This window comes from Pseudoalteromonas sp. McH1-42, from assembly GCF_022347845.1.
GTDB lineage: Bacteria > Pseudomonadota > Gammaproteobacteria > Enterobacterales > Alteromonadaceae > Pseudoalteromonas > Pseudoalteromonas rubra_D.
Genome location: NZ_JAKRFU010000012.1, coordinates 33,127 through 45,021 on the forward strand (window position 1 = coordinate 33,127; position 11,895 = coordinate 45,021).

Annotated in this window: 13 protein-coding genes; 12 read left to right on the plus strand and 1 reads right to left on the minus strand. The window is 46.5% G+C overall.

Going from position 1 to position 11,895, the window contains the following annotated elements:
• Positions 1-349 precede the first annotated feature (349 nt).
• Both rluC and MHN31_RS11800 read left to right on the plus strand, forming a co-directional pair.
• Positions 350-1,312, plus strand: coding sequence for a 23S rRNA pseudouridine(955/2504/2580) synthase RluC (gene rluC / locus MHN31_RS11795; protein WP_125561874.1), 963 nt, complete (start codon positions 350-352; stop codon positions 1,310-1,312).
• Positions 1,302-1,970, plus strand: coding sequence for an HAD-IA family hydrolase (locus MHN31_RS11800; RefSeq protein WP_125561872.1), 669 nt, complete (start codon positions 1,302-1,304; stop codon positions 1,968-1,970). Before rluC ends, MHN31_RS11800 begins: the two co-directional genes overlap by 11 nt.
• Here MHN31_RS11800 and MHN31_RS11805 read toward each other — a convergent pair.
• Complete coding sequence (locus tag MHN31_RS11805) at positions 1,932-2,519, minus strand: nucleoside triphosphate pyrophosphatase (RefSeq protein ID WP_125561870.1); 588 nt, start codon at positions 2,517-2,519, stop codon at positions 1,932-1,934. The two genes, MHN31_RS11800 and MHN31_RS11805, sit on opposite strands and share 39 nt — an antisense overlap.
• Positions 2,520-2,639: 120 nt before the next feature.
• On the opposite strand from MHN31_RS11805, the gene yceD reads away from it, so the two are divergent.
• The 10 genes from yceD to MHN31_RS11855 all read left to right on the plus strand — a co-directional run bounded on the left by yceD (position 2,640) and on the right by MHN31_RS11855 (position 11,789).
• Entirely contained in the window at positions 2,640-3,164 is a 525-nt protein-coding gene (gene yceD, locus MHN31_RS11810) for a 23S rRNA accumulation protein YceD (RefSeq protein WP_125561868.1), read from the plus strand.
• A gap of 11 nt (positions 3,165-3,175) precedes the next feature.
• Positions 3,176-3,346 (plus strand): 50S ribosomal protein L32, encoded by a 171-nt coding sequence (gene rpmF, locus MHN31_RS11815; RefSeq protein WP_010382129.1) that lies wholly within the window; start codon positions 3,176-3,178, stop codon positions 3,344-3,346.
• Positions 3,347-3,357: 11 nt separating this feature from the next.
• Positions 3,358-4,401: a phosphate acyltransferase PlsX gene (gene plsX / locus MHN31_RS11820; protein ID WP_125561866.1), complete on the plus strand. Its 1,044-nt coding sequence runs from the start codon at positions 3,358-3,360 to the stop codon at positions 4,399-4,401.
• A gap of 59 nt (positions 4,402-4,460) precedes the next feature.
• Entirely contained in the window at positions 4,461-5,387 is a 927-nt protein-coding gene (fabD, locus tag MHN31_RS11825) for an ACP S-malonyltransferase (protein ID WP_239444329.1), read from the plus strand.
• A gap of 15 nt (positions 5,388-5,402) precedes the next feature.
• The gene (gene fabG, locus MHN31_RS11830; RefSeq protein ID WP_125561862.1) at positions 5,403-6,149 is read left to right on the plus strand and encodes a 3-oxoacyl-ACP reductase FabG; all 747 of its coding nucleotides are present in this window, start codon (positions 5,403-5,405) and stop codon (positions 6,147-6,149) included.
• 209 nt (positions 6,150-6,358) lie between these two features.
• Positions 6,359-6,595, plus strand: a complete 237-nt coding sequence (gene acpP / locus MHN31_RS11835; RefSeq protein WP_010374019.1) for an acyl carrier protein — start codon at positions 6,359-6,361, stop codon at positions 6,593-6,595.
• A gap of 83 nt (positions 6,596-6,678) precedes the next feature.
• Positions 6,679-7,917, plus strand: a complete 1,239-nt coding sequence (gene fabF, locus MHN31_RS11840; protein WP_138537717.1) for a beta-ketoacyl-ACP synthase II — start codon at positions 6,679-6,681, stop codon at positions 7,915-7,917.
• A gap of 114 nt (positions 7,918-8,031) precedes the next feature.
• The gene (gene pabC, locus MHN31_RS11845; RefSeq protein WP_239444330.1) at positions 8,032-8,799 is read left to right on the plus strand and encodes an aminodeoxychorismate lyase; all 768 of its coding nucleotides are present in this window, start codon (positions 8,032-8,034) and stop codon (positions 8,797-8,799) included.
• Positions 8,799-9,809: an endolytic transglycosylase MltG gene (mltG, locus tag MHN31_RS11850; protein ID WP_125561925.1), complete on the plus strand. Its 1,011-nt coding sequence runs from the start codon at positions 8,799-8,801 to the stop codon at positions 9,807-9,809. Before pabC ends, mltG begins: the two co-directional genes overlap by 1 nt.
• 117 nt (positions 9,810-9,926) lie before the next feature.
• Positions 9,927-11,789 (plus strand): DUF885 domain-containing protein, encoded by a 1,863-nt coding sequence (locus tag MHN31_RS11855; protein ID WP_239444331.1) that lies wholly within the window; start codon positions 9,927-9,929, stop codon positions 11,787-11,789.
• The last annotated feature ends 106 nt before the right edge of the window (positions 11,790-11,895 follow it).

Here is an 11,895-nt window from a genome sequence, read left to right on the forward strand (position 1 = left end):
AGAGTGTTTCACTCGGCTTACGGATGTCGCACGGGTCTAAATCTAACCCGACTAATCTACACAAGACATTAATAATTATTGCTTTTAATTTCGGTTATTTAGCTGTGTTTAATCAATACAATGAACTATTACACGCTTCATTTAAGATTAAACGCACGTATTTGTCACTGGGTCGGGTCGATAAAGCTATGGAAATCTCAGCTCTAATCTGTATGATCCTCCACCCAAGATGTGCATCACAGCGGCATCAATGCGATAAAAAGCACGCTCGCAAAGATAGGCGGGCCGATTATCCCACTAATACCCGCGTGATAGCAACTAAATTATTACTCAATTCAGTGATTAGGCAATGTCAGAAAAAACCGGCTTAAAGGTAAGTTTTGTAACCATAACGGAAGACCAACTCGGTCAGCGTATAGATAACTTTTTGCTTACCCATCTTAAAGGGGTACCGAAAAGCGCAATCTACAAAATTCTTCGCAAAGGGGAGGTCAGGGTTAACAAAAAGCGGGTTAAGCCAGTTTACAAACTACAACTGAATGATGAAGTACGCATTCCACCGGTTAAAGTGGCGGAAAAGTCCGAGTTTGTACCAAAGAACCTGGACAAGGTCGCGGGACTGGAAGATGCCATCCTTTATGAGGATAAGTATCTGATAGTTATGAATAAGCCTTCCGGCATGGCGGTTCATGGTGGCAGTGGCTTGAGCTATGGGCTAATAGAGGCCATCCGTGCATTGCGTCCGGATGAAAGAAATCTCGAGTTGGTGCATCGATTAGACCGTGATACCTCTGGTTGTTTGTTGATTTCAAAACGTCGTGCAATTCTAAAAGGGTTGCACGAACAGCTCAGAGAAAAAACCATGGAAAAAAACTACTGGGCATTGGTTTGTGGAGAGTGGTCTGCAAAACATAAAAATGTCACCGAACCGCTGCGGAAAAATACGCTGCAATCTGGCGAGCGCGTGGTACGTGTGGACCATGAAGAAGGCAAAGCCTCTCATACCCGATTTCGCGTGCTAGAGCGTTTTGAAGGCGCAACACTGGTCCAGGCGTCACCGGTAACGGGTCGTACTCACCAAATACGGGTGCACACGCAATGTAAAGGCCACCCAATTGCCTGTGATGATAAGTATGGTGATCAGGTGTTTGACAGTAAAATGCGCCAATTAGGACTGGGTCGGTTATTCCTGCATGCTCGGGAGCTGAGGTTTATTCACCCTAAACACGAAACCACACTGCACGTTGAGGCACCGTTGGACAAAGCTCTGGAGCATTGCCTGAAAACTCTGAGAGGCAATAATGGCGCGTAAATTGGTCATTTTTGATTGGGATGGCACAGTAATGGACACTGTGCCCAAAATTGTGAATACCTTACATAAGGTTGCACAATACCATGCACTGCCTCCTATTTCGGATGATGCAGCCAAATCCATCATTGGCTTGTCGCTCGAAACGGCTGTGGCAACTTTGTTTCCCGAACAAAAAGAAAAAGCCGCCGAGCTAGCAAAGAGCTATAAAAGACTATATAAGGAAGACACAACACCCATTGCCGTGTTTGAAGGGGTCGAAGCATTGTTGGCTAGTTTGAAAGCACAAGGTGTTTTGCTTGCAGTTGCAACCGGGAAAAGCCGGGTAGGGTTAAACAACTTGTTGGCACATAGTGGCCTGGGTCACTATTTTTGCCTGACTAAAACAGCTGATGATGCAAAGTCAAAACCCGACCCTGAGATGTTGCAGCAGATCCTAACCGAGCTTGCGGTAAATGCCTGTGATGCAATCATGGTGGGTGACACTGGCATTGATATGCAACTTGCCACCAATGCAAACGTACCCGCTGTCGCAGTGACATTTGGTGCAGCCAGTGAAGCGCAATTAAGAGAGTATGCACCACTGGCCTTGTGCCATAGTTATGCGCAGTTGAGTGAGTTTTTATTGTCCGAGTACGTCGACGCCGAACTCAGCCAGTGATTTAGTCAGCTCAATCAGGGGAAGACCAATCAGGGTATTGGGATCTTCTCCTTCAAGTTTATCAAATAGGCAAATACCCAGCCCTTCACTTTTAAAACTGCCCGCACAATTGAGTGGTTGCTCTTTGGCAACATAGTGTTTGATCTGTGCCTCGCTTAGCGTCCGAAAGTGGACTTTAAATGGTACGACTTTCGTTATGACTCGCTGTGTTTCAAGCTGATAGACAGACAGCCCGGTCAGAAAAGTCACAACCTGACCACTGAATTGTTGAAGCTGCTTGTGGGCATTTTCGACGGTGTGAGGCTTACCAAGGATTTGGTCATTAAATAGAGCGACCTGATCTGAGCCGATCACCAATCCACTGCTATAATACTGGTGCGCTGTTTGCGCTTTGGCTTCACTTAATCGGGCAACCAGTTCGGCAGGTGTTTCTTTTGGATGTGCCGATTCATCAATGTCAGGCGAAAAACTGTCAAATTGCAGGCATAATTTTGCCAAAATTTGCTGCCTAAATGGTGAGCTGGAGGCTAAGATTAGTGGTGATTTCATAAGTACCGGGACCGCGTTGGAGAAAATTTCCTATAGGATAATCGCAACGTGGCTAAAAACAATATGAAAGTTTAATTTTGCTTTGACTAAAGCAGTAACTATCTATATGATGCAGCCCCTATGCAAAAGGTGAAAATTCCCATCACCATTGATCCTTGCAAAGCGGCACAGCGCCGGGCCAGTTATGACGGTGTTATAGCGCTTGAAGAACTTTCTCGTTTGCAGCAAGTTGTGCAAGATCAAGTAGGTGAAATAGCGGTAACTATTCGTTGCGAAACAGACCAGCAAGGTTTGGTTGTAGTGCGTGGAAGCGTACAAGCCAAAGTCACAGTGTTGTGTCAACGTTGCAACGATAAACTAGGGTTGGATTTGGAACAAGACTTTGCGTATTCGCCAGTCGGATTAGGTGCAGAGTCGGACGAACTTCCTGAGTGCTATGATGTTGTGGAGTTGGATGAAGAAGGTGAAATTAATCTCCGGCAAATTGTCGAAGATGAATTGATACTGGCGATCCCCATCGTTCCTAAGCATGAAGAAGGATCTTGTTCTTTTTCTGATAAGCCAGTTAGCTTTGGTGACATAGAAGAACAAGAGAGCAAACCAAATCCATTTGAAATTTTAAAACAACTTAAGAAAGATTCTTAGGAGATAGGCTAATGGCGGTACAAAAAAGTAAAGTGTCACGTTCACGTCGTGGCATGCGTCGTTCACACGATGCTATTAACGGTCCTACACTAACTGTAGATCAAGTTTCTGGTGAGACTCACCGTCGTCACCACGTAACTGCTGACGGTTACTACAAAGGCGAAAAAGTAATTTCTAAGTAAGAGATTGCTTTATGCACGCTGATCTAACCATAGCGTTAGATATGATGGGGGGCGATTACGGCCCCCGTTCATCAATACCCGCCGCAATCGAAGCGGTAGAAAAACACCCCCGTTTGATACTGTTGCTATGTGGCAACCGTACCGTTCTTGAAAGTGCACTGGAAAAAGCCAATGCGCTGTCTCATCCACGTCTAATTGTTAAACATTGCGATGAAGTCGTCACCAATACATGCGAGCCTGCTCAGGCGCTGCGAAATAAACGCAATTCTTCTATGCGCGTTGCACTTGATCTCGTAAAAGCCGGGCAAGCACAAGCCTGCGTTAGCTCGGGTAACACAGGCGCATTGCTCAGTATGGCCCATTATGTATTGAAAATGCTGCCGGGCATCAAACGGCCAGCCCTTATCACGTCCGTACCAACAGAAAAGAAACAACCCGTATACTTGTTAGATTTAGGTGCTAATGTGCAATGTGATCCTGAGACTTTATTGCAGTTCTCTATTATGGGATCCATTGTAGCGGGCGCAGCGCTTAAGATTGACAGGCCCAAAGTACATTTGCTCAACATTGGATTGGAAGACATCAAAGGGCATGATGGTATCAAACAAGCTGCTAAATTAATGCAGGACTGTCCAGTGATTAATTATCAGGGTTATTGTGAGGGCAGTGATATATTTTCGGGCAAGTCAGACGTCATTGTCTGTGAAGGGTTCGTTGGCAATGTTGCGTTGAAAACCTGTGAAGGGATCGCCAAACTTATCATGTTTAAGTTTACAAAAGCGTTGAAAAAGCATCTTTTTTACCGTTGTTTGGCGTTTTTACTTAGACCCGTCATAAAAAAACTGTATAAACGTGTGAACCCCGACCAGTATAATGGCGCAAGTCTGGTAGGATTGCGCGGTATTGTAGTGAAAAGTCACGGAAATGCGTCGAAGAAGGCATTTATGGCTGCTATCGAAGAAGCGGCCAGAGAGATCGACAGACGTATTCCAGATAAGATCCAGGCGACCTTTGAAGAAATGGCGCCGATTGAAGAGACATCTGCCAGATCCTAGTTTCATCCAAATAGTGTTGCTTAGGAAACGGCAGGATATAGAAATCAAAAGAGCACACTATGTCACAAAAGATTGCTTTACTATTCCCAGGCCAGGGCTCTCAGAGCGTTGGTATGCTGGCGGAATTACTAGAAACCTCCCAAGTTGTTCAGGATACGTTTGCAGAAGCTTCTGCTGCGCTGGGATACGACTTAGTTAAATTGGTATTAGATGGCCCTGAAAGCGAATTGAACGAAACACACCGCACTCAGCCAGCATTGCTGACTGCCAGTGTCGCGATTTTCCGTCAATGGCAGACTGAGCAGGTCGACGCTGAGCTGGTATTGGCAGGCCACAGTCTGGGTGAATATTCAGCGTTGGTATGTGCAGGTGTGCTTGATCTGGCCACGGCTGTTAAGTTGGTAGAGAAACGCGGCCTGTACATGCAACAGGCAGTGCCGGCGGGCACAGGGTCTATGGCGGCAATTATAGGCCTGGACGATGATGCCATTGCGACAATCTGTGAAGAGCAGGCTGAACAGCAAGTGGTAGCTCCGGTTAATTACAATTCACCGGGGCAGGTGGTCATTGCAGGCCATAAAGAAGCGGTTGAGCGAGCATCTGCAGCTTGTAAAGAAGCCGGAGCTAAACGCGCCTTACCATTGGCTGTGAGTGTACCTTCTCACTGTGCGTTGATGAAGCCAGCGGCACAGCAACTGGCAGCAGATTTGGCAGAGATTGAATTCGCCGCGCCGGTTTTCCCTGTCATCAATAATGTTGATGTTGCGCAGCAGCAAAGTGGTGAAGCAATTAAAGATGCACTTGTTCGTCAGCTATACAGCCCGGTTCGTTGGACCGAAACTGTTCAGCAATTGGCGAAAGAGGGGATCACACAGGCTTACGAATTTGGTCCGGGTAAAGTACTAACTGGGCTGGCCAAGCGAATTGATAAATCTGTAGCGTGCAGCGCCGTCAATGATGCGGCTGCAATCACGTCTGCAAAATAAATGACGGAATTATATATGACAAACCTATTTGATTTGACAGGTAAAGTTGTACTTGTCACGGGCGCAAGCCGAGGCATTGGTAAAGCAATCGCTAACGCGATGGTAGCACAGGGTGCAAAAGTAGCTGGTACAGCAACTAGTGAGTCTGGTGCAGATAAAATTTCTGAGTATCTGGGTGACAATGGTAAAGGGTACAAATTAAATGTAACCGACGCAGACTCAATTGAGGCAACACTGCAGGCGATTAAGCAAGACCTAGGTGATGTAGATGTGCTGGTAAACAATGCCGGTATTACCCGTGATAACCTGTTGATGCGCATGAAAGAGCAAGAATGGGATGACATTCTTGATACCAACCTGAGCTCAATTTTCCGTTTGTCTAAGGCTGTTTTGCGTCCTATGATGAAGAAAAAATCAGGTCGTATCATCAACATTGGCTCAGTAGTTGGCACTATGGGTAACGCTGGTCAGACAAACTATGCTGCTGCTAAAGCGGGTGTCATTGGGTTCTCGAAGTCGATGGCTCGTGAAGTTGCATCACGCGGTATTACTGTGAATGTGATCGCACCTGGTTTTATCCAAACTGACATGACTGATGAGCTAACTGACGAGCAAAAAGCGGCAACGCTCGCGAACGTGCCGGCAGGACGTCTTGGTAAGCCAGAAGAGATCGCAGCAGCGGCAGTTTACCTCGCATCAGATGCTGGAGCCTATGTTTCTGGTGAAACTTTGCACGTAAACGGCGCTATGTACATGGTGTAACAATTGTCAGCGAGATTGAAGTTTTTGTGATCTTGCGGCAATCTTACTTGAAATTGCTAGTAAAATAGGCGATAAAAGTAAAAAATATTTAGTAACAGGTTTGACCAGAAAAAAAAGTCATGGTCAATCCTTGAATCACAGTATGATGCGCCGTAAACTACGCCGCAATCTGAAATTAACGCGATAGCGTTTAAATAAAGGAAAGAAGAATGAGCGACATCCAAGAACGCGTAAAAAAAATCATCGTTGAGCAACTAGGTGTTAAAGAAGAAGAAGTAAAATCAGAAGCGTCTTTCGTAGACGATCTGGGTGCTGATTCTCTTGACACTGTTGAGCTGGTAATGGCTCTTGAAGAAGAGTTCGATACTGAGATCCCTGACGAAGAAGCTGAGAAAATCACTACTGTTCAGGCAGCGATCGACTACGTTACTGCTCACGCTGAGTAATTAACGGTTTAAATTAGGGCAGCGTTCGCTGCCCTGATTCTTTGTACCCCCCATCATTTCGAAAATCCCTTTTGGAGGAAACCGTGGCTAAACGTCGAGTCGTAGTAACTGGCTTAGGTATGTTGACGCCGTTAGGTAATGACGTTGAGTCAACCTGGCAGGGCTTGTTAGAAGGCCGAAGTGGTATTCGCAATATCACACACTTTGACACTACTCAGTTCGGTACTAAATTTGCGGGTCTGGTCAATGATTTTGACGAGACTCAATTCATGTCAAAGAAAGACGCCAAGAAAATGGACTTGTTCATTCAGTACGGCATTGCGGCGGGCGTACAGGCGCTTAAAGATTCCGGATTGGAAATCACAGAAGACAATGCCAATCGTGTTGGTGTTGCTGTGGGTTCTGGGATCGGGGGCCTGACACTGATTGAAGAAAACCATGTTAAGTTGCTTAACAGTGGTCCACGAAAACTGTCTCCATTTTACGTACCTTCGACCATTATCAATATGATATCGGGTCATTTGTCGATTATGCACGGTCTGAGAGGTCCTAATATCTCTATCGTTACGGCATGTACTACAGGTTTGCATAATATTGGCCATGCGGCACGCATGATTGCCTATGGTGATGCAGATGCTATGGTTGCCGGTGGTGCTGAGAAAGCATCAACGCCAATTGGTATGGGTGGCTTTAGTGCGGCCCGAGCCCTGTCAACACGTAATGATGACCCTCAAGCTGCGTCTCGTCCTTGGGATAAAGATCGTGACGGTTTTGTGCTGGCTGACGGTGCAGGTGTGATTGTACTGGAAGAGTATGAGCATGCTAAGGCGCGTGGCGCTAAGATTTATGCTGAACTTGTTGGTTTTGGCATGAGTGGTGATGCATACCACATGACATCGCCGCCTGAAGACGGTGCTGGTGCTGCATTGGCGATGGAAAATGCCTTACAAGATGCGGGTGTCAATGCCCAGCAAGTTGGCTACATCAATGCTCATGGCACGTCTACATCGGCGGGTGACAAAGCAGAAACCTCAGCGGTTAAGTCTGTTTTCGGTGATGCTGCAAAAGAGGTGATGGTAAGCTCGTCTAAATCAATGATGGGCCACTTATTGGGGGCTGCAGGCTCTGTTGAGTCTATTATTAGTATTTTGTCACTACAGCACCAAAAAGTGACACCGACTATCAACCTGGATAATCCAGACGAAGGGTGTGACTTAGATTATGTGCCACATACAGCACGTGATGCTAAGTTGGACTATGCGCTATGTAACTCATTTGGGTTCGGCGGAACAAATGGCTCTTTGCTATTCAAGAAAGTCTGATAGTTGATCAATCATAAAAGCCCGGCAGTGCCGGGTTTTTTTTTGCCTTTTTGACGCTGTCTCAGCCATGAATATGATAAAGTTAGGCTAATATTGCAGAGGTGGTAAAGCGTAATGCAGCAGGTAAACAGCCGGGATCGGGGATTGAATTATGGTGATGGCTTTTTTACAACAGTCCGAGTGTGTGAAGGCAAGCTGGATAGGTGGGAAGGACACTTACAGCGCCTTAAGCAATGTGCAAGTGCACTGTACTTTCCTGTGCTTGACCTGAATACGTTGTCAGAACATTGTGAAATCGCTGCCAGGGAGATAAATGATGGTGTGCTTAAGGTAGTGATCACCCGAGGTGAGGGCGGCAGAGGCTATGGATTACCCGATGAGCCGCAGTTAACTACTTTATTATCTTCATCGGCTTATCCAGCCCATTATGAAAACTGGCGTGAAAAGGGTGTGAGTCTTGCCCTATCTGATGTGCGTCTGGGCCACCAACCTCTGTTAGCCGGATTAAAAACGCTGAATCGCCTTGAGCAGGTGCTGATTAAACAAAATGCCGCCACCAAACAAGCTGATGATGTTCTGGTCATGGATCTTCAGGGCGAAGTGATTGAAAGCTCAGCCGCTAATATTCTGATCTGTAAAGATAAACGCTGGTATACCCCGGACTTGTCTCATTGTGGTATACAGGGCGTTTTTCTCTCGAGCCTGCAAATGTACAACCCCATAGAAACGGCCTCGATGGACTTAGCTTTTGTCTATGCCGCTGATGCCGTTTATCTATGTAACAGCCTGATGGGCCTTGTGCCAGTGCGTCAGATAGATCACCAGCAATTTAGTCTGAGTAAAGCACAAGCATTGGCCTCGGAGCTTGTTGTTAAAGCATGATGAAAAAACTGATATTATTTTTTTTGCTTGGGTCGGTTGTTCTTATGCTGACAGCCACACAGTATATATCGCAGCTTAGCAATGCGCCCCTGTTGAGTAATACGCGCTATTTTGAGGTTAAACGGGGTGACACCTTTGTGGCAATTTGCCAGCGTTGGCAACAAGCGCACTGGATTGAGCGCTGTCTGCCTTATCAAGTGTATGGGAAAATGTTTCCTGAGCGGGTTAACGTTAAGGCTGGTGTCTACGAATTACAAGGCCTGAGTGTGCTTGACGCGCTGTCAAAGTTAACCACAGGCGCACAGGCCGACTTTATGTTTACAATCATAGAAGGGCAAACCTTTAAGCAGGTATTGGCAAATCTCAAAGCAGCACCATTTATCGATTTTGACTTGAACGAAACGGATCTGGCCCGGCACTTTTGGGGTGAGATAGAGGAGGTTTTTGGTGCCGCAGATTTTCACCCGGAAGGCTGGCTGTATCCCGAAACCTATCATTATCATGCCTACAATAAAGCATCTACTTTGCTCAAACACGCCAGTGAACGTATGCAAACACAGCTGACCTTGGCCTGGCAACAACGAGCGCAGGATCTGCCTATCAATTCAGCCTATGAAGCATTGATCCTGGCGTCCATTATTGAGAAAGAAACGGGTAAAGCACAGGAGCGCCCAGTGATTGCGTCTGTTTTTGTAAACCGATTAAACCGTAAAATGCGATTGCAAACTGATCCAACAGTGATATATGGCCTGGGAGATAGCTTTGACGGAGATATTAAGCGTCGTCATTTACGTGAATATACGCCATATAATACATACAGAATTAAAGGCTTACCTCCAACGCCTATCGCAATGCCGTCATTTGATGCCATTAAAGCGGCAACTCAGCCCGCACAGACCGACTATCTTTACTTTGTGTCCAAAGGTGATGGCAGTCACTATTTCTCAAAGTCATTAAAAGAGCATAACCAGGCGGTGAAGCGCTACATCTTGAATAAACAAAATGGCTAAGTGGTTGAAAATAAGTGAGTGCTTTAAACTCTGGTCTCAAGCGGCTGTATATTGTAGACAAATATGGTATACCAGCATCATAACACTACACGCAGAATAAAAACTGGAGCTCTGTAAATGAATAAGTTGAACGCGCTCACGCTCGCCGTAGCGATCGCTTTGTCGGGTTGTGCTCAGGATAGCCGGGTCAATCAGACTGATGCTGCGGCCTCTACTGCTGCATCATTGTCACGTACCGATATCGACAAGCAAGTTAATGCATATACGCAAACTTTTATTAATCATCAGCCTGCACTGGCCACTTCGTTAAAGTTGCCCGCAGAGCAATACGGTAGTTACGCCGACAGGTTACCTGACTATTCAGCATCTGGTATGCAGGCACTGCAAATCGATATGAATAACGCCGCGGAAAAATTAAAGCAACTACAATCACACAAAATGAGCGAAGATGATCGCCTGCACCTGCGTGTGAACGAAGTACTGGCGCGTTACTATGCTGGTGACGCACAATTTAGTGGTGGTTATATCGACACTTGGGGCGGGCATCTACCTTATATCGTTAACCAGCTTTCCGGACCTCTGGTGGATATTCCTAACCTACTTAAAGATCAACACAGCGTTGAAAACCTGCAGGATGCACAAAACTACCTAAGCAGGCTGGAAGCGTTTGCAACACTTACAGAGCAGGTCCGAGGTAAGTTAGCAGGTGATGCTGAAAAGGGCATTATTCTACCCAAAGTATTGTTTCCGAATACCTTTGGTTATCTGAATAACTTTATTGCGCATGTAAGTGATAAGCACCCGCTGGTCACTTCGTTCGAGCAGAAATTGTCAGTGCTGACATCGGTGTCTGCCGAGCAACGTACTCAGCTTGTCACAAAGGCGACTGCGCTGGTAAATGAGCAGATTTATCCTGCTTATCGCCGTGTGATTGCTGATCTGGAAGTACTACAAGAAAAAGCACCTGAGAAAGTCGGGATTTGGGCTCAACCTGGTGGTGAAGCTTTCTACCAGCATGAAATTACGTATCTGGCTGACTCAGACCTCAGCGCGCAGCAGATCCATGATATTGGTCTTGCCGAAGTAAAACGGATCACAGAGCGGATGGATCAGATCCTGCGCGAAAATGGCTATACGACAGGCACCGTGGGTGATCGTATGAAGCAGCTCAACGATGAGCCTCGCTTTCTGTACGAAGACAGTGATGCAGGCAGAGAAGCCTTGTTAACCTTTTTACGCGGTGAAATTGAGACCATCAATAAAAAAGCGCCGCAGTATTTCTCGACGTTACCACCCCAAGAAGTCGAGGTGCGTCGTATACCCAAAGAAGTTGAAGCCGGTGCACCAGGTGGCTACTACAGCGCCCCTTCTTTGGATGGCAGCCGTCCGGGGGTGTTTGCCATCAACCTCAAAGATATGAAGGCAGTGCCCAGCTTTGGTATGAAAACGCTGACCTATCACGAGGCGGTTCCTGGTCACCACTTCCAGATTGCCCTAAACATGCTGCAAACAGACATAGGTCTGATGCGTCAGAACGCTTCATTTAATGGTTATATCGAGGGCTGGGCTCTGTATTCTGAACTCGTCGCGTATGAAATGGGCATGTATGAAGGCGATCCGTTCGGTGACCTGGGTCGCTTGCAGGCCGAAGCCTATCGCGCTGCGCGCCTGGTGGTTGATACGGGTCTGCACTATAAAAAGTGGACGCGTCAGCAGGCGATAGAGTACTTTGCAGAGGCAACGGGCTCGGCAATGAGCGATGTAACATCGGCCATTGACCGCTATATTGCTTGGCCCGGACAGGCGCTTGGTTACAAACTGGGTATGATCAAACTCGTTGAATTGCGTGATAAAGCACGCAAGGCGCTGGGTGATAAGTTTGATATCAAAGCCTTCCATGATGTCATTTTGCTTAAGGGCGCAAGGCCACTGGCCATTGTAGAAGATGATGTTGACCGCTGGGTGGCATCACAAAGTTAAAGAAAAGGTGGCGCAGCCACCTTTTTTATCCCTTCATTCAGCCTGAATAGGTTAATCCTAATTTCACTTCTGTTTTTTAATTCCGGCTACTCCATCGTATTACTTC

Coding starts and splice junctions, on each gene's coding strand:
- MHN31_RS11800 (WP_125561872.1), top strand. CDS start 1,302: ATGGCGCGTAAATTGGTCATTTTTGATTGGGATGGCACAGTAATGGAC.
- fabG (WP_125561862.1), top strand. CDS start 5,403: ATGACAAACCTATTTGATTTGACAGGTAAAGTTGTACTTGTCACGGGC.
- fabD (WP_239444329.1), top strand. CDS start 4,461: ATGTCACAAAAGATTGCTTTACTATTCCCAGGCCAGGGCTCTCAGAGC.
- yceD (WP_125561868.1), top strand. CDS start 2,640: ATGCAAAAGGTGAAAATTCCCATCACCATTGATCCTTGCAAAGCGGCA.
- MHN31_RS11805 (WP_125561870.1), bottom strand. CDS start 2,519: ATGAAATCACCACTAATCTTAGCCTCCAGCTCACCATTTAGGCAGCAA.
- rluC (WP_125561874.1), top strand. CDS start 350: ATGTCAGAAAAAACCGGCTTAAAGGTAAGTTTTGTAACCATAACGGAA.
- MHN31_RS11855 (WP_239444331.1), top strand. CDS start 9,927: ATGAATAAGTTGAACGCGCTCACGCTCGCCGTAGCGATCGCTTTGTCG.
- rpmF (WP_010382129.1), top strand. CDS start 3,176: ATGGCGGTACAAAAAAGTAAAGTGTCACGTTCACGTCGTGGCATGCGT.
- acpP (WP_010374019.1), top strand. CDS start 6,359: ATGAGCGACATCCAAGAACGCGTAAAAAAAATCATCGTTGAGCAACTA.
- pabC (WP_239444330.1), top strand. CDS start 8,032: ATGCAGCAGGTAAACAGCCGGGATCGGGGATTGAATTATGGTGATGGC.
- plsX (WP_125561866.1), top strand. CDS start 3,358: ATGCACGCTGATCTAACCATAGCGTTAGATATGATGGGGGGCGATTAC.
- mltG (WP_125561925.1), top strand. CDS start 8,799: ATGAAAAAACTGATATTATTTTTTTTGCTTGGGTCGGTTGTTCTTATG.